Origin of the sequence: Streptomyces sp. NPDC058697, assembly GCF_042715345.1 — a bacterium.
GTDB lineage: Bacteria > Actinomycetota > Actinomycetes > Streptomycetales > Streptomycetaceae > Streptomyces > Streptomyces liliifuscus.
The window spans coordinates 75,059-91,293 of sequence record NZ_JBHXSU010000026.1; the positions used below are offsets into that span (position 1 = coordinate 75,059).

The 16,235-nt window shown below is 71.4% G+C and carries 16 protein-coding genes; 10 read left to right on the forward strand and 6 right to left on the reverse strand.

What is annotated here, in order from left to right; translation table 11 throughout:
* The first annotated feature begins 33 nt into the window (after positions 1-33).
* Positions 34-840 carry an ABC transporter ATP-binding protein gene (locus ACFWXQ_RS38720; protein WP_383952886.1) on the forward strand — a complete coding sequence of 269 codons (807 nt, stop codon included), beginning with the start codon at positions 34-36 and terminating at the stop codon, positions 838-840.
* Positions 841-846: 6 nt separating this feature from the next.
* Here ACFWXQ_RS38720 and ACFWXQ_RS38725 read toward each other — a convergent pair whose 3' ends face one another.
* Entirely contained in the window at positions 847-1,503 is a 657-nt protein-coding gene (locus tag ACFWXQ_RS38725) for a hypothetical protein (RefSeq protein WP_383952872.1), read from the reverse strand.
* Positions 1,504-1,778: 275 nt separating this feature from the next.
* Between ACFWXQ_RS38725 and ACFWXQ_RS38730 the strand changes: the two genes are divergently transcribed.
* From ACFWXQ_RS38730 to ACFWXQ_RS38745, 4 genes are read left to right on the forward strand one after another with little or no spacing between them, the layout of a single operon-like run.
* Positions 1,779-2,438, forward strand: coding sequence for a helix-turn-helix domain-containing protein (locus ACFWXQ_RS38730; protein WP_383952874.1), 660 nt, complete (start codon positions 1,779-1,781; stop codon positions 2,436-2,438).
* Between the two features lie 31 nt (positions 2,439-2,469).
* Positions 2,470-3,000 (forward strand): toxin-antitoxin system, toxin component, encoded by a 531-nt coding sequence (locus ACFWXQ_RS38735; RefSeq protein ID WP_383952876.1) that lies wholly within the window; start codon positions 2,470-2,472, stop codon positions 2,998-3,000.
* Between the two features lie 15 nt (positions 3,001-3,015).
* Positions 3,016-4,257, forward strand: coding sequence for an MAB_1171c family putative transporter (locus ACFWXQ_RS38740; RefSeq protein WP_383952878.1), 1,242 nt, complete (start codon positions 3,016-3,018; stop codon positions 4,255-4,257).
* Entirely contained in the window at positions 4,241-5,677 is a 1,437-nt protein-coding gene (locus ACFWXQ_RS38745; RefSeq protein ID WP_386270271.1) for an NAD(P)/FAD-dependent oxidoreductase, read from the forward strand. The genes ACFWXQ_RS38740 and ACFWXQ_RS38745 overlap by 17 nt, the downstream gene beginning before the upstream one ends.
* A gap of 45 nt (positions 5,678-5,722) precedes the next feature.
* Here ACFWXQ_RS38745 and ACFWXQ_RS38750 read toward each other — a convergent pair whose 3' ends face one another.
* Positions 5,723-6,766, reverse strand: coding sequence for an alpha/beta fold hydrolase (locus ACFWXQ_RS38750; RefSeq protein ID WP_383944167.1), 1,044 nt, complete (start codon positions 6,764-6,766; stop codon positions 5,723-5,725).
* A gap of 241 nt (positions 6,767-7,007) precedes the next feature.
* On the opposite strand from ACFWXQ_RS38750, the gene ACFWXQ_RS38755 reads away from it, so the two are divergent.
* Positions 7,008-7,235, forward strand: a complete 228-nt coding sequence (locus tag ACFWXQ_RS38755; RefSeq protein WP_055614757.1) for a hypothetical protein — start codon at positions 7,008-7,010, stop codon at positions 7,233-7,235.
* Positions 7,236-7,304: 69 nt separating this feature from the next.
* Here the strand turns inward: ACFWXQ_RS38755 and ACFWXQ_RS38760 are convergent, their stop codons facing one another.
* Positions 7,305-8,003 carry a 4'-phosphopantetheinyl transferase gene (locus ACFWXQ_RS38760; protein WP_384088662.1) on the reverse strand — a complete coding sequence of 233 codons (699 nt, stop codon included), beginning with the start codon at positions 8,001-8,003 and terminating at the stop codon, positions 7,305-7,307.
* Entirely contained in the window at positions 7,951-8,856 is a 906-nt protein-coding gene (locus ACFWXQ_RS38765) for a metallophosphoesterase family protein (protein ID WP_383944161.1), read from the reverse strand. The genes ACFWXQ_RS38760 and ACFWXQ_RS38765 overlap by 53 nt, the downstream gene beginning before the upstream one ends.
* 212 nt (positions 8,857-9,068) lie before the next feature.
* Here ACFWXQ_RS38765 and ACFWXQ_RS38770 point away from each other — a divergent pair, with 212 nt between their 5' ends.
* From ACFWXQ_RS38770 to ACFWXQ_RS38785, 4 genes are all read left to right on the forward strand, one after another.
* Positions 9,069-10,970, forward strand: a complete 1,902-nt coding sequence (locus ACFWXQ_RS38770) for an HAD-IIIC family phosphatase (protein WP_383944159.1) — start codon at positions 9,069-9,071, stop codon at positions 10,968-10,970.
* A complete protein-coding gene (locus ACFWXQ_RS38775; protein WP_307519734.1) occupies positions 10,970-11,197 on the forward strand; it encodes a phosphopantetheine-binding protein in 228 nt (75 codons plus the stop codon). Before ACFWXQ_RS38770 ends, ACFWXQ_RS38775 begins: the two co-directional genes overlap by 1 nt.
* Positions 11,194-11,958, forward strand: a complete 765-nt coding sequence (locus ACFWXQ_RS38780; RefSeq protein WP_383944156.1) for a 2-oxo acid dehydrogenase subunit E2 — start codon at positions 11,194-11,196, stop codon at positions 11,956-11,958. Before ACFWXQ_RS38775 ends, ACFWXQ_RS38780 begins: the two co-directional genes overlap by 4 nt.
* 201 nt (positions 11,959-12,159) lie before the next feature.
* Positions 12,160-13,341 (forward strand): ATP-grasp domain-containing protein, encoded by a 1,182-nt coding sequence (locus ACFWXQ_RS38785; protein ID WP_383944153.1) that lies wholly within the window; start codon positions 12,160-12,162, stop codon positions 13,339-13,341.
* On the opposite strand, the gene ACFWXQ_RS38790 is transcribed toward ACFWXQ_RS38785, so the two are convergent.
* Positions 13,318-15,048, reverse strand: coding sequence for an IS200/IS605 family accessory protein TnpB-related protein (locus ACFWXQ_RS38790; protein ID WP_383944173.1), 1,731 nt, complete (start codon positions 15,046-15,048; stop codon positions 13,318-13,320). The two genes, ACFWXQ_RS38785 and ACFWXQ_RS38790, sit on opposite strands and share 24 nt — an antisense overlap.
* 184 nt (positions 15,049-15,232) lie before the next feature.
* A complete protein-coding gene (locus ACFWXQ_RS38795) occupies positions 15,233-16,105 on the reverse strand; it encodes a sulfotransferase family protein (protein ID WP_383944150.1) in 873 nt (290 codons plus the stop codon).
* Positions 16,106-16,235: the final 130 nt, after the last annotated feature.

Below are 16,235 nucleotides of genomic sequence, written 5' to 3' on the forward strand. Positions count from 1 at the left end.
CTCTCGAACGTGAACCTCTCGAAAGGGCGCTCCATGCTCGACGTACGCGGCCTCCAGAAGGTCTACGAGGGGTCGGACCGCCGCGTGGAGGCGGTACGCGACCTCACCTTCACGGTCGAGGCCGGCGAACTGGTGTGTCTCGTCGGCCCGTCGGGCTGCGGCAAGACGACACTGCTCAAGTGCGTGGGCGGACTGCTGACGCCCACTGCCGGTGACGTCCTCCTCGGAGGCGAGCGGGTGACCGGGCCGCCGCCCGGGATGGCCGTGGTCTTCCAGGAGTACGGGCGAAGTCTCTTCCCCTGGATGCGGGTCCGGGAGAACGTCGAACTCCCCCTCAAACAGAAGAAGTTGTCGAGTGCTAGGCGCCGCGAACTGGTCGCCGACGCGCTGGAGTCGGTCGGCCTCACCGACGCGGCGGGCGCGTACCCGTGGCAGCTGTCGGGCGGCATGCAGCAGCGGGTGGCGATCGCCCGCGCGCTCGCGTACGAGCCCGATGTGCTGCTCATGGACGAGCCGTTCGCGGCGGTGGACGCGCAGACCCGCGCCGAACTGGAGGACCTGGTCCGCGGGTTGTGGCGGCAGCGGGGCATCACGATCCTCTTCGTGACGCACGACATCGACGAGGCGGTGTATCTCGGCGAGCGGGTGCTGATCCTGTCCTCCTCCCCGACCGTCGTCCAGGAGCAGCTGAAGATCGATCTCCCGGCCGGGCGCGACCAGTTGCACACCCGGGTGGCCCCGCGCTTCGCCGAGCTGCGGACCCATGTGTACGAGCAGATCCAGGCGGCCAAGCGCGGGGCACCGGTCGACCGTGTGGTGAAGGACCAACGGCTTGCGTGACGGGTGCTACGCCTCCGCGGTGTGCACCACGCTCAGATGACTCGACGCGCGTCGCGTGCGCCGCGCGGGCGGGCGGCGGGCCTCGCGCAGGACCAGCGTCAGCCGCGTGTAGCCCATGCCCTGAAGGGTCTTGGTAGTCTCCCCGACGATGCGGCAGTCCGTGCGGCCCCAGCGCGGGTCGGGATGCAGGAGCGGCCGGACCGCGCCGTCGTGCTCGACGGCGTCCGGGCCGACCGAGCGGATCCAGTGCGGCAGGCCGTGCCGGTAGGCGGCGTCCATGATCGGGTCCTGGGCGATGTCCCGGAGGATCGACTGGAGTCCGTGGTCGTGGCCGTGCCGCTCGACGGCGGCGGCGAAGTGCGCCAGCATCGGCAGACACCAGCTCGACTCGTGCTCGCCGAGGACCGTGCCCGCGTCCGGATGGAACAGGACGAACCGGAGGAAGTTGTCCCCCGGCATGGCGGTGGGATGCGGGCCCACACCGCGGAAAAGTGTCTCGAACGCACCGTTCGCCAGGACGACGTCCCAGCGGTGGTCGACGACGACGGAGGGAAAGGTGACGGCCTCCAGAAGCGCGGCATAGTCCTGGAGATACGCCTGGGCCTCACGACTCTCGGGGGCTGGTCGCGGCTGCGGCCGGGACCCTCCTGCCTGGTATGCCATCGGGAGGTCCACCCCTCTTGCCTATGCGGCCCTATCGCGGCGTCGTGATCCTGCTACCCCTGGCCGAGCGGTGTCAACTATCGTGGCATTTGACGCCCGTTGACGGCTGAATCCCGCCACAGTTGTGGCGAGACCTGGATGTGAGTTCGACCAAAGGGCTACTCTCCGGTCTTCGGGCGGTTCACTCCGCACATCCGGAATTCCCACAGGGGCTTCACGTCCGAGGAATCCGGTTCCACCAGAGCGGTCGACAGAGACGTGGGAGAGAAGTGTCGGTGACGGATGGCTTCGAGGTTCCGGGCGCCACGGCGACGGGTCTGCTGCCGGCCGTCGTGGCCCGAGTCACCGGGCTGGCCGACCGGCTCGGTGCGCCGCACGACGAGGTGTTCGACGTCCGGCGGCTGTCCGCGGCCTCCGGAGTCCCCGAGGTCGTGGTCAGATCGCTGCTCAACGGGCGGCCCGCGGGCGAGCCCGATCTCCAGGCCCGCTTCCTGCAGCGTCTCGACCTGTTGCGCCGTACCCGGCTGAAGCCGGGCGGCCGCCGCTACACCCAGCAGGAGATCGCCGACGGCGCCGGTATGTCGCGCCAGCAGGCGGGCGCCCTCATCAACGGCGACCGGCGCCCCACGATGGAGCACTGCGACGCCATCCAGCGGTTCTTCCGGGTGCACGCCGGATTCCTCACCGCGGAGGACCCCGAGGCGCTCGCGGGCGCCCTCCAGCACACCGAGCAGGAGCTGCTCCAGCGGCTCGCCGACCGGGAGCGCGAGGCGGCACTGGCGTCCGCCCACGATCCGCTGGAGCGACTGCTGCAGGACCACGGGGTCCGCGGCATCGCCTGGCGGGCCGCACAGCTGCCCACCGACCAGCACCGGGACAAGGTCGCCGAGTGGCTGGACATGCTCTTGGAGAGCGTCAAGCGGCCCGAGTCGTGATCCGGGGGATTCTGTGGGCATAGGAAAGGACATGCGCCGTCTGTGCGGCGAGTTGGTCGACGAGCTCTCACTGCCGGCACCGGCGGAGCCCGCCGATCTGTACGCCGCGCTGTGCGACGCCATGAGCCGACGGCGTGGGCGTCCCGTGCAGTTCCGTACGGCCGCGTTCCCGCCGGGCACCGCCAGCGGGCTCTGGCTCGACATGGCCGACCAGGACCTCGTGGTCGTCGAGGAACGCACCGCGCCCGACCACCAGTTGGTGATCCTCGGCCACGAGCTGTGGCACATGAACGCCGGGCACTGCAGCCACCACGTGGAGGGCGCGGCCGTCGCCGCCCGCATGCTCTCGGACGACGCCGACCTCCAGGCGACCGTCCTCAGGGTGGCGGCCCGCACCCGCTCGGACCTGGCCGACGAGAAGGACGCGGAGAGCTTCGGGTTGCTGCTGGCGAGCAAGTGCCGGGTGTGGCTCGCGGGTTCGGCGCTGCGCGGACCCGTACGGCGTGACGGTCTCGCCGGCCGGATCGAGGCCACCCTGGGCTATCGCGGGCCGCAGGGCTGAGGGCGCCGACTCACCGTGGACGGGTCCAGCTACTACATTCCCGCCGTCGCCATGGCGGCCGCCCTCCTGGTCAAGGCGCCCGCGCTGTCGAGGTCCTGGCGCGATCCGCTGCTGCGCTCCGTGTGCACGCTGATGGCGCTGGCCGGGCTGGTGTTCTTCTTCGCGGCCCCTCCGACCATCGGCGAGGTCAACGACGTCATCGGGATCACGAATGTGTCGGCGCCGCTGGTCTACTGCCTGTTGAGCGCCTTCAGCGCCGCCTGTCTGGTGCTGATCGTCAACTGGCGCGGCGGGCCGGCGGAGTCGACCCGCCGGGTGTCGCGCCGCTGGATCATCGGCTACAGCGTCGTGATCGTGGCGCTGGTCGTGCTCTTCGTCCTCGGCGACTCGCCAGTGGAGCGGCTGGTGGACTTCGACACGTACTACGCCAACGAACCGTTCGTCCGCGAGATGATCGTGCTCTATCTCGCGGCGCTGACCGTCTCGGGTGTCGCGATGAGCGTCATGTGCGGGCGCTGGGCGCTTCAGGTGCAGGGGTGGCTGCGGGCCGGCCTGCTGATCATCGTGGCCGGCTATCTGTTCAACATCGCCTATCTGACCACCAAGTTCACCGCGGTGATCGCCCGCTGGAACGGCGCGAACCTCGACTACCTCAGCTCCGACGCGGCGCCCGTGCTCGCCTCCGCCGGGGTGCAGATCAGCGCGATCGGCTTCTGTTTCCCGCTGGCCTGCCAGCGGGTCGGCGACACCTGGTCCACCTGGTCGACGTACCGCCGTCTCGGCCCGCTGTGGCGCGAGCTGAAGCCGGTCTCGCCGCACGCGGCCCACGGGGTGCGGATGTCCTGGTGGTCCCCGGCCGAACTCCAGGTCACCCAGCGGGAGTCGGACATCCACGACGGCATGCTCAGCCTGTATCCCTACTTCGACACCGCGGTGCGCGCGAGCGCCTACGACGCGGCGCTCGCGGCGGGCTCCGATTCCGCCCAGGCACAGGCAGAGGCCGACGCGGCGATGGTGACGGCGGCGGTGCGGGCCCGGGCCGCCGACCCGGACGGCAGGGTCATCGACTCGGCGGAGCCGGCCGACGCCCCGGCCTCCGCCGGCTCGCCCGCCGCCACCTCTCCGTCCATGTCCACCGAGGGACCGCGCGACCTCGTGCGGATGTCCATCGCGCTGCGTCAGTCCCCCGTCGTCGCGGCTGCCCGAGGGCAGTACGCGACCAGGTCAGAGAGCGACTTCCATGAGCGAACCAGCTAGCCCCGCGCCGGGAACGGCCCCCAGACGTGCTGTCGTGATCGGCGGTGGAATGGCCGGCATGCTGGCCGCCGCCGCGCTGAGCGCGTACGCGGACGTCACCGTCGTCGAGCGCGACGCGCTGCCGGACGGACCCGAGCCGCGCAAGGGGCTCCCCCAGGCGCGTCACGTCCACGTCGTGTGGTCCGGCGGGGCCCGCGCGATGGAGGAGCTGCTGCCCGGCGTCACCGACGGGTGGCTCGCCGCCGGTGCCCGGCGCATCTCGCTGCCGACGGGTCTTGTCTCCATGCAGCCGCGCGGCTGGTTCCGCCGGTGGCCCGAGATGCAGTTCATGATCGCCTGCAGCCGTGACCTCCTCGACTGGGTGGTACGGGAGCGGGTCGTCCGCAGCGCCCGTGTCACCGTCCGGCCACGTACCGAACTGCTCGGTCTGGAGGGCGACGCGCGGCGCGTGACCGGTGTGCGGGTCCGTACGAAGGAGGGCGAGGAGAGCGTCCTGGCGGCCGATCTCGTCGTGGACGCCGCCGGGCGCGGTTCCCGGGCCATCAAATGGCTCGACGAGCTGGGTGTGTCCCCGGCCCCGATGGAGGAGGTCGACTCCGGACTCGCGTACGCCAGCCGGATCTTCCGGGCGCCCGAGGGCACCGAGGACTACCCCCTGGTGAACGTGCAGTCGGACGCGCGGCAGCCCGTGCCCGGGCGGACGACGACCATCGTGCCGATCGAGGGCGGCCGCTGGCTGGTGACCCTTTCGGGCACGCGGGGCGGCCAGCCCACCGGCTCCGCCGAGGAGTTCGAGACGTTCGCCCGCGAGGTCAGGCATCCGATCGTGGGCGAGCTCATCGCCCACGCGGAGCCGCTGTCGGATGTCGTCGTCACCCGCAGCACCGTGAACCGCCGCCACCTGTTCGAGAAGGTCAAGGACTGGCCCGAGGGCTTCGTCGCGATCGGTGACTCGGTCGCCACGTACAACCCGGTGTACGGGCACGGGCTCTCGGTGGCCGCGCAGGGTGCCGTGGCGCTGCGGGAGCACGTGGCCGAGTACGGGATCGCCACGCCCGGCCTCGCCCGCCGTGCGCAGCGGGCCGTGGCCCGGCCGGTCGCCACCGCCTGGGACCTGGCCACCGGCACCGACATCCTCTACCCCGGCGCCATCGGCGAGGAGCCGGGCCTCACGGACAAGCTCCTGGGCCGCTACATCGACCGCCTCATGCTCACGGCGACCGCCCGCCCCCTGGTCACCCAGGCGTTCTTCGACGTGGTGACGCTGTCCAAGCCGCTCAGCGCGCTGGTCAAGCCGGCCGTCGTCATCGCGGTGCTCCGGGGGCCCCGCCGGGCACCCCTCGCCGATCCGCCACTGTCGGACAAGGAGCGGGACACGGTCCTGGGCGCACCGGAACCGTCGGGGGCGCGCGAGGGCTGACGGGGCCACCCCGAGGTGCGGCCCGAGGCGCGGCCCGCGCGGCGGCTAGGTCGCGCTGCGTTCGCTCGCCTCCCTCAGATCCCGCTCCACCGCCCGGCCGCGGGCGGTGTCCGGCCGGCCCGCGGCGGTGCCGGGGTGGCCGGTGCGCAGGAGGTCGCTCCAGTGTTCGCGGCTCCAGTCGGCGGGGCTGGTGGTGCCGGTGAACTCCTCGACGAGGGAGAGGAAGCGGGCCGGGTCGGTGTGGAAGGGGAAGTGCCCGGCGCCCTCGAAGATCTCCAGGCGGCTGCCGGGCATCGCCTCGTGCGCCCCGTACGCGTGCCGTACCGGGACCACGCTGTCGCGGTCGCCCCACATCAGCATCGTGGGCATGCCCTGGGTGAGGTAGCAGCGGTCGAGCATCGTCACGACCTGGCCGCGCCAGTCGACCACCGCCCGCAGCGTACGGATGAACGCGCTTCGGGAGGTCGCGTCGGGCAGGGCGTCCACGAGGGTCAGCAACTCGGGCGCGTCCTGGCCCAGGTCGGTGTCGAGGAGCCTCATCAGACGGGCGACCAGCCCCACTTGGATCCGCATCCCCGGCAGCCGCAGTGCGGCCAGGGCCAGGTCGGCGCCGGGCAGCGAGACCGCCCGCAGGACGGGGTTCACCTCGCGGCCCACGCCGCCGGCACTGACCAGGATCAGCCGCTCGGTGCGTTCGGGGAACTGGTAGGCGAACTGCATCGCGACGCCGCCGCCGAGCGAGTGCCCGATCAGCGTGGCCTGCTCGATGCCGAGGGTGGAGAGCAGATCGCGCAGCCCGTTGGCGTACGCGGCCACCGAGTAGTCGGCCCGGGGCTTGTCCGAGGCTCCGTGGCCGAGCAGGTCGGGGGCGATCACCGTGTGGGTGCGGGCGAGATCGGGGATGAGCTCCGCCCAGGTCGCCGAGGAGTCGCCGATGCCGTGGATCAGGACGAGCGCCGGACCCTCGCCGGCCATCCGGTAGGCGCGGCGGTAGCCGTGCACCACGCGGTGGTGCAGCCGCAGCTCTCCGTCGCCCACCGGGCGCAGCCGCGCGGTGGTCCTCGGGTGCTGTCGCGGGACGTCGACCACGGGCTCGCCTCCCCTCACCGGGCCGCCGGGAGTACGGCTCCAGGCCCTGGCTTCCAGCGTAGGACCCTTGTCCGACAAGGGATTTCCGTGATGTTTCCCCTCCGCTAACCGGGCGAACCGACGCGTACCGAAAGGGCATTGTCAGTGGCGGACGGCAAGCTGGACCCAGCGCCACCGCTGTGCGGGGGCGAGTGAACCGCCACAAGCGCTGCAGCCGAGCCGAACCGGGGAGAGCCGTCCGATGCCGACCGCCGTACTGACCGATCACGAACGCACCGCCGTGCAGGCCTATCTGCGCCTGTTGCAGACGGTCCGGGCCGCCATGGACGGCCCTCCCGGCACGGGCCGACCACCCGTCGTGCCGCCCGCCGCCCTCGCGGAGGCGGAGCGCGCACTGGCCGCGGCGGGGCTCACGGGCAACGAGGAGGCGTTCTTCCGCCTGCTGCACACCTGGTGCCCGGAGGTGTGATGAGCCGCCGTCAGCCCTTCGAGGGAGGAGGGACGAGCCGGACGGGCGCGCTCAGCCGTGCGGCACCGCTCAGCCCTGGGCGTGCGGCACGGTCACCGAGGTCGCCACGAGTCCCCGGCGTACCGTCCAGCGCCCGTCGAAGTATCCGATGCGTCGGCCGTCGACCACCGGCCCGGGCACGAGGAGCCGGGCGCGGAGGCCACCTGACGTGGTGTGTCCGGGATCCATGAAGACGTCGATGTCCGCCTCGGAAAAGTCGAGCCACTTCCCGGTGAGGGGGAACCACGCCTTGTAGACCGACTCCTTGGCGCTGAACAGGAGCCGGTCCCAGTGGACGCCGGGGTGCTGCGCGGCCAGGCCGCGCAGCCGCCGGTCCTCGTCGGGCAGCGCCACGGACGCCAGTACGTTGTCCGGGAGCGGCAGATGGGGCTCCGCGTCGATGCCGATCGAGGCCAGATCGGTGGCGCGGGCCAGCGCCGCCGCGGCGTAGCCCTCACAGTGCGTCATGCTGCCGATCAGCCCGGCGGGCCACCGCGGGGCTCCCCGCTCACCGGGCAGCACGGCCTGCGGGGGCACGCCGAGCTTCTCCATGGCGTGCCGGGCACAGGCGCGTACGACGGTGAACTCGCGGCGCCGTTTCTCGACGGCGCGTGCGATCAGCGCCTGTTCCTCGGGATAGAGCTCGGGGTACGGCGTCGTGCCGCCGGGCCGCTCGTCACCGTGTGCCTCCACGGCCACTACCGACTCCGGGAGCAGCTCCTCGATCACCGGATCCGACCTCCATCGGCAGAATGCGGCGCAGCTTGCCCGGCGGTTCCGTGCGCTTGCGCCACTCGCGGGGGTAACCCACCGACACCTCTTCGAAGCGGACGCCGTCGAGCCAGGTGGTGCGGGGAATGTGCAGGTGCCCGTAGACCATGGCCGCGACGCGGTACGTGCGGTGCCAGTCCGCGGTGAGCCGGGTGCCGCACCACATGGCGAACTCCGGGTACCACAGGACCTCTGTCGGGTGGCGGTCCAGCGGGTAGTGGTTGACCAGGACCGTCGGCAGGTCGGCGGGGATCTCCGCGAGCCTGCGCTCGGTCTCGGCCACCCGGGCCCGGCACCAGTCCTCACGGCTCGGGTACGGGTCGGGGTGCAGGAAGTGCTCGTCCGTGCAGACGACGCCGGTGCCGTGGGCGTACGTGAGCCCTTCTTCCTTGGTCGCGCAGCCCGCGGGCAGGAACGAGTAGTCGTAGAGGAGGAAGAGCGGCGCGACGGCGACCGGTCCGCCGGGGCCCTCCCACACGGGGTACGGGTCTTCCGGGGTCGTCACTCCCAGCTCGCGGCAGACCTCCACGAGGTGTTCGTAGCGGGCCACTCCGCGCAGGGTGACGGTGTCCTTGGGGTGGGTCCACAGCTCGTGGTTGCCGGGTGCCCAGATCACCTTGCGGAAGCGGGAGGCGAGGGTTTCGAGGGTCCAGCGGATGTCGGCCACCGTCTCGGCGACGTCACCGGCCACCAGCAGCCAGTCGTCGTCGGTCTCGGGGCGCATCTCCTCGACGAGGGCGCGGTTCTCGGCGTATCCGATGTGCAGGTCGCTGATGGCCAGCAGCCGGCCCGGACGGTCAGCCGTCGTCACCCTCGCCCCCTCCGTGGACCGGAGACGCCCCTCGGCGTGCCCGGATGGGACCACAAGAACACATGCCGCCTCCACGGTACAAGAGCGGCTTTAGCCGCCTCGCCGACGATATGGCCACGGCCGGTTCTTCAGGTGCGGGTCCATCGTGGCTGCTCGCACCGTTCCCCGCGCCCCATACGGGGGCGCCGAGCCCAAAGAGAGCAGGGAGAGCTATGACAGGCGCATCCGGCTCCGAGCGTCTGGTGGAGAGGGAGCCTGCCACCCTGGTCGAGCTGCACCGTGAGGGGCGGCTCGTGCGTGAGTATCCCGGTGTTCGGCGGCTGCTCGCCGGGGCCTCGGACGTCGAACTCGCCCGCGCCGGGCAGCTGTTGGCGCGGCTCGATCCGGACGAGGTGGTGGCGGAGCACCCGGCCGTGCCGGTCGTGAGCGTCGCCGTCACCGGGCACGGCACGCTGGCACCGCTGTTGCCGTCCCTGACCGTCGAACTGGCCCGCCACGGACTGCTGTTGCGGCCGCATCTCGCGGACTTCGACGCGTACGTCTTCGACCTGTCCGACCCGTGCGGCGAGCTGTACCGGGCCGATCTGGCCCTCTGTGTGCTCGACCCGATGGTGGTCTTCGACGAGGTTCCCGTGCCCTGGGGGCCCGAGGACGTGGAGCGGGTGGCGCGGGAGCGGATCGGGACGCTGGCGGGGCTGGTCGCGCGGTTCGTGGAGTCGGCGCGCGGGACGCTCGTCCTCAACACCCTGCCGCTGCCCAGGCGGTTCGCCGCGCAGCTCGTCGACCACCGGTCGCGGGCGCGGCTCGGGGCGGTGTGGCGGGAGGCCAACGCGCGGCTGCTGCGGCTCGCCGAGGAACACGAGCGGGTCGTCGTCCTCGACCTGGACCCGCTGGCCGGCGAGGGCGTGCCCGTCGTCGAGCCGCGGCTGAGCCAGTACACCCGGACGCACCTCTCCCCCGCCCTGTTCGCCGCGTACGCCCGCGAGATCGGGCATCTGGCCCGGCATCGGGCCGGGCAGGGCAAGAAGGTCCTCGTCCTCGATCTGGACGGGACGCTGTGGGGCGGGATCCTCGGCGAGGACGGCCCGGACGGCATCGAGATCGGTGCCGACGGCACTCACCGCGGCGGGGCCCATCGCGCGTTCCAGCGGGTCGTCGGACAACTCGCCTCGCAGGGCGTGCTGCTGGCCGCCGTCAGCAAGAACGACCCCGAACCGGTCGGCGAGGTCCTGCGCAGGCATCCCGGAATGTTCCTGCGGGAGGACGACTTCGTCCGGGTCGTCGCCAACTGGCGGCCCAAGCACGACAACCTCGCCGAGCTCGCCGAGGCGCTCAACCTGGGCGTGGACAGCTTCGTGTTCGTGGACGACAGCCCCTACGAGTGCGGGCTCGTCCGCCACGAGCTGCCCGGTGTGGCCGTCGTGCCCGTGAACGGCGAACCGGCCCTGCACATCGAGGCGTTGCTGCGCGACGGCTGGTTCGACGCCCCGGAGCTGACCCGCGAGGACGTCACTCGGGTCGCCCAGTACCGCGACGAACTGGTCCGCAAGGACTTCCTCGACAGCTTCGGCTCCCTGGACGAATATCTGCGGCAGCTGCGGGTCGAGGTCCACCTCGTCGAGGCCGGCCCCGCCGAGGTGGCCCGGCTCTCCCAACTGACCCTGCGCACCAACCAGTTCAACCAGACGACGCTGCGGCTGGGGCCCGCCGAGGTGCGCGCCCTCCTCGACGATCCGGCGGCGCGCGTCCTCGCCGTCCGCGCCGCCGACCGCTTCGGGGACAGCGGTGTCGTCGGAGCGGTGTTCACGCGCCGGCACGGCGACACCGTTCACATCGACAACTTCCTGCTCAGCTGCCGGGTGTTCTCCCGGGGCATCGAGCAGACCGCGCTCTGTGCCGTGCTGCGACACGCCCGCGCACACGGCGCCCGTGCGGTGCGCGCGAACCACCGGGCCACACCGAAGAACAGCAAGGTCAAGGACTTCTACCCGAGGAACGGCTTCGCCCCCGTCACCGACGACGGCACGACCGTGACGTACGAGCACGGCCTCGGGGTGCTGCCCGTCCCGCCCCCGCACGTCCATTTCACCGAGATCCCGGGAGACGACGGCTAGTGAACTCCATCGACGACTTCCTCATCCTCCTCCAGGACGACCTGGGCCTGCCGGTGACCGGCGCGGACGTCGGCGCGGGGCTCGACCGGGTGCCCGGCTGGGACTCGGTGCACCTGCTCTCGCTCCTCGCGCTCCTGGAGCGGACGACCGGCCGTGCGCTCCCGCTCGCGGAGGCACTGGAGGCCGGCAGCCTGGAGGAGATCTACGCGCTGGCGGTCGCCTCGTGAGGATCTCACCGGTGGCCCGCGAGCGCCGCCACACCCTGGCCTTCCTCGACGGCATCCGGTCCTTCGCGCCGGTGTTCCTCGGTACGTCGGTCGACATGGGCAACGTACGGGAGCACCGCACCGGGCAGGCGTCGGGGCGCCGGATCTCCACGGTCACGTACGTGCTCCATGTGGCCGCGCGGGTGCTGGCCGCGCACCCCGAGGCGAACGCCGCGCTGCGGGGCCGGTCCAGGGTCGCCCGCTACGACGGTGTGCACGGCAAGTTCACGCTCGACCGCACACTGGGTGGCCGCCGGGTGGTGCTGTCGGCCGTGCTGCCGGACCTGGAGCGGGCCGCTCTCGGCGAGATCCAGCAGCGCGTCGACCACTTCCGCGAGGGCGACCCCGAGACGATGCCGGAGTTCGCCGGCGTCCGCGCGCTCCAGCGGCTGCCCGGGCCGCTGCGCACCCTCGCCTACCGTGCGGCGACCCGTCCGCTGCGCAGGCGGGCCTCGACGACGGGCACGTTCGCGGTGAGTTCGCTCGGTCACCGTCCGGTGGAGGCGTTCCACTCCGTCGGCGGGACCACGATCACGCTCGGACTCGGCGCGACCGCCGACCGGCCCGCGGTCCGTGACGGGAGGGTCGTCGTCGCTCCGGTGCTGCCGCTGAGTCTCACCTTCGACCACCGTGTGATCGACGGGGCCGAGGCGGCGGACGTGCTCGCGGAGATCAAGGAGGGCCTGGAGTCCTTCAAGGGGAGCGGGGTCCAGGGGGCCTGACGTGCCTCAGGAGCACCGGCGGGCCCGTCCGGGGATTCTGTAACACGCGCGTAGCAGCGAGCACGCGGCGCAGGCCCTATGATCGGCCCTACACAACCGCCACGGACTCCCGTTTTCGAACGGCGGTTTTGTGTACCCATTTACTCCTTGGCCGGGCGCGGCCTGCTTCGCCGTGCCCGTGAACCCTGAAAGGCGGCCTGCATGGTCTCTCGCGTACGCGTCTGGCTCAACCGCACGTACGCGGAGAACGTGTTCTTCATGGATCAGCTACGGCGAAATCCGTGCGGCCGGGCCGTTGAGATCCACGCGACCCACGGCGACCCCGACTCCCCCATCCTCGCCGCGGCCGACGCCGCCGCGCTGGAGCCGGAGGGGCTGTCCCCGGCGGCGTACGTCGAGTACGCGCTCGACCAGTGCGCCCGGCACTCCATCGACGTGTTCGTGCCGGTCCTGCACCAGGCGACCCTCGTCGAGCACCGCGAGGAGTTCGCCGCGGTCGGTACGGCGCTGCTCGCGCCGCCCGCCGAGGCCGTGCACACCTTCCAGGACAAGGTGATCGCGTACGAGGCGGTCGAGAAGCTCGGCATTCCGGCACCGCCGTGGTGGCGGGTGCGGACCGCGGACGAGCTGATCGTGGCGGTCGACGCGCTTGAGGCCGGCGGCCACAAGGCGTGCTTCAAGCCGGCCTCCGGGGCGGGCGGTGTCGGTTTCCGCATCATCACGCGGACCCCCTTCTCCCTGATGCACCTCAACGGCTTCCCCAGCCCGTACGTGCCGCTGGACATGGTCGTCGAGGCGCTGAAGCAGGCCGACGAGCCCGTGGACTGGCTGGTCATGCCGCGTCTGGAGCAGCCGGAGGTGTCCGTGGACTGCCTGACCGGTCCGGACGGGCGGGTACGGATGGCGGTGGGCCGGACCAAGAACGGCCGGCGGCGCGGCTTCACGCTCGACCCGCAGTGGATCGAGCCGTCCCGGCTGCTCGCGGAGTCGTTCGGGCTGCACTATCTGACGAACATTCAGTTCCGGATGCTCGGTGACGAGCCGGTCCTCATGGATGTGAACACGCGCCCGGCGGGCGGCCTGCACCAGCTCTCGCAGTGCGGCATCAACGCCCCCTGGGCGGCGGTGCGGTTGGCGCTCGGCGAGGAGCCCGGCGACGTGGTCCCGCCGTTCCTCGGACAGGACTACACAGTCGTCGCGGGACCGCGCGCGGTACGGCCCGTGTCGCTGCCGCAGCAGCGCGCGGACCTGGACGTCGCCGCGTCGGCGCCCGAGTCCGTCGTGAGCACCCAGACAACGCAGACCGCACAGGTGGCTCCGGCACCCCAGTCAGCTCAGACGACCCACGCTGCACAGACTTCAGACAGTCCCCTGACCGTCTGACTGGCCCATATCAACTTGGTGCACGTGCCAACTCCCGTACCGTTCTTGAACACTGAGCGGTAGTGAGTCCTGTTCGAAGGACTGCTGCTCGGTGGCGCTGCCCCGAACGGTGTTGGGCAGGCTGGTCCCCCGCTTTCGCTCCACCACCGGTGACACGCATCTGGTGCGTGGTCCGGGTAGGTGGGGGCGGGCTTCCTCACGCCGACGGATCTCCGGTCGGGCCTGGACGGTCCGATGCCCACGACGATCACTCCGGTCGTCGTGGGGCGGTGCCGTCCTCCCCCAGCTACCGCTGGGAGGTGCCCCCAGCCTGATCGGGTGTCCGAGGGCGCGTCGCCCGACCGCGATGCTCGCCGCATCGTGCCGGGAAATCTGGCGAGTTGGTTTGGTCAGCGGTTGCTGCCAGTGCTGGGCACCCCACTTGCTGGTGTAGGCGGGGTCGACCGCGACGATGGCGATGTCCTGTTCGGCGGCCATCGACACCAGCCGGGCCTTGAGTTTCGCGGTAGGGAAGCGGGAGAGCAGGCGGCGGAAGCGTTTGTTGCGGCCGTACTTCTCCCGGCTCGTGCCGTCGGTGAAGTCAAGGTCCTCGATGGCGATCGCGGCAGCGCCGCAGTCGCGGGTGTAGTGCAGCAGCCGACTCAGTGCGTGCCGCAACTGCGCGTCCCGGTGCTCCGTGCTACCGGTCAGGTCGTAAAAGAAGCGCTGCGGCTCGCCAACCGGGTTGCCGTGCACGTCCAGTTGCCAGGCCGCCAGGTGGTCGTCGTTCATGTCCACCCCCACCGCCCCCTGGGCCAGGGCCGCTTCGAGCGGCAGGGTGGGGGTGACGGCGCGCTGCCAGGAAGCCGTCACATACCAGCGGCCGCGGGCCGTGTCGTGGTTGATGCGGTACGCCACCGCGCGGTTCGCGGTGATCCGGTCGCGCCACTCCTGGCCGCGATGCTGGAATCGTACGTTCGCGTCCAAGACGTACCGGCCGTGCGGGGCGTTGGCCAAGTGGGCCAGCCCGGCCGGGAGCCTGATCGAGACCTGTCCGGTATCAGTGACGCGGATGGTCTCGTTGCCGAACCGTTTGCCGGACTCGCCGTCGGCCGCCAGGAACATCCGCTCCGTCCGCCAGCACTCCCGCCACGCCTGCTCACTCAGCCCCGCTGCCTCCAGGTGGTGGCGGGTGCGGGCGAGGCGTTTGCCGCCGCGCACAACCCGCACCCGGCCTGCCGTCCAGGCCGCCTCCACCACCGCCACCCGGTCCTTCAAGGTCTGCAGACGGCGCGCCTTGGCATGCCACTCACCCCGCGAGGCATAGCCGCGCACTAGCCCTGCCCGCTTGTCGGCCTTCGCGCCCAGCGGTCGGGCCAGCCGCGCCTCGACCGACGCGATCTGCCCCCGCAGCCAGCCCATCTGCGTCATCTGTCCGCGCCGGGCCAGCGCCCACTGATCGTGGGTGGCCTTGGTGATACTGCCCGCCCAACGCGCCGACGACTTACCCGTCAGCGCACGCTTGCGCACCGCCCAAGAACCCACATCGTGCTCCAGACCCTGCTGTGAGCGCTCCGCGAGATCACCGGCCGCCAGCGAGCCGAGTAAGTCACCGACCTCCGCCAGCACGCCAGCATCCAACTCGCTCACCCGCAGCCGGTCCCGGACAGCCACCCCGGCCGGCCCGGGCACCACGAACGACGCTGCCAACTCCCGCAGCCTGCGCATCCGTTCACCCCACCAGCCGATGATCCCGTCACGGTACTCAACGAGCACCACCCGCGAAGGTCACCTATTCGACCAAAGAACTCCCGTTCCCCAGTCACGGCGGGCTTCACCGGCTGACGGCCGCGCAAGGGGGGCCCAAAAAGTCCCCCCCTGGTCCCCGGGCGGCTCTCCAGGGGGTGCCCGGTCAGTCGACCGGGTACCCCCATGCCTTTGCCAACTCGGCCAGGCGGGGCGGTAGTTGGGCCGTCGGGTCGGCCGGGCGGGCCTGCTGGATGCGGCCCGACCTGATCGTGGGGCTCCAGTCGCCGAGCTGCGGACGGAAGTCGCCGTGATCCTTCGCGCCGTAGTCGAGCATCGCGCTCTCCCAGGGGACACCGAGGTACTCGCACACCCCGCGGGTGGTCCGCTCCGGGTGGGCGGTGAGGTCCTCGTACGTCATCACATGGGCGTCGAGGGTGCGGCGGGCCTCGTCCAGCTTCTCGCTGTAGTCGAGGACCTCGGCGCGGATCTGTTCGTGGTCCGGGTCGGTGCGGCGGTCGGTGAGCGAGGCGACGACCGCGCCGGGGTGGCGGAGCAGCACGATGTAGCGGGCGTTGGGCCAACATCGGTTCAGGCGCGGCCACATGAGGGTGTTCGGCGGGGTCTTGTCGACGATGACCTGCTTGCCGCTGCGGGCGAGTTCCAGGTGCAGCACCCGGTCCCACAGCACATGCTCCAGCTCGTCCTTGTCGAGTTCGAGTGCCCGCATGGCGTCGGCGGTGAAGTCGCGCGACAGGTTGATGTGCAGGGTGCGCAGATGCATCTCGTGCGGGGCGCGGATCCTGCTGTGGCTGTTCAGCAGGACCCTCAGCAGGGTCGAGCCCGAGCGCACGGAGGAGAGGACGAAGACCGGCGAGTCCACCAGCCGCGGGGCGAGCGGGGCGGTGTACGAGTCCCCGTCGGTCCTGGGCGTGGGCATGGCGTCGAGGCTCCGGCGCGGCGGGCTCACCGCCTGGGCCATCAGCCTTCCCCTGCGCCTCAGCCCTTTGCCGATCGCGGACATTCGCGGGTCTCGCACGGTGACACCTTTCTCTCGTACTGCCCCACATCAGAGGGGCGACGGGCGAACTCCAGGTGTCGTCCAGGGAACGGGCACTGGTCACGGCGGGCGATGGACCCGCCGTGACCAGGCGTCTTACCGCTTCCTT

Coding starts and splice junctions, on each gene's coding strand:
- ACFWXQ_RS38785 (WP_383944153.1), top strand. CDS start 12,160: ATGGTCTCTCGCGTACGCGTCTGGCTCAACCGCACGTACGCGGAGAAC.
- ACFWXQ_RS38720 (WP_383952886.1), top strand. CDS start 34: ATGCTCGACGTACGCGGCCTCCAGAAGGTCTACGAGGGGTCGGACCGC.
- ACFWXQ_RS38745 (WP_386270271.1), top strand. CDS start 4,241: ATGAGCGAACCAGCTAGCCCCGCGCCGGGAACGGCCCCCAGACGTGCT.
- ACFWXQ_RS38755 (WP_055614757.1), top strand. CDS start 7,008: ATGCCGACCGCCGTACTGACCGATCACGAACGCACCGCCGTGCAGGCC.
- ACFWXQ_RS38790 (WP_383944173.1), bottom strand. CDS start 15,048: ATGCGCAGGCTGCGGGAGTTGGCAGCGTCGTTCGTGGTGCCCGGGCCG.
- ACFWXQ_RS38770 (WP_383944159.1), top strand. CDS start 9,069: ATGACAGGCGCATCCGGCTCCGAGCGTCTGGTGGAGAGGGAGCCTGCC.
- ACFWXQ_RS38735 (WP_383952876.1), top strand. CDS start 2,470: ATGCGCCGTCTGTGCGGCGAGTTGGTCGACGAGCTCTCACTGCCGGCA.
- ACFWXQ_RS38725 (WP_383952872.1), bottom strand. CDS start 1,503: ATGGCATACCAGGCAGGAGGGTCCCGGCCGCAGCCGCGACCAGCCCCC.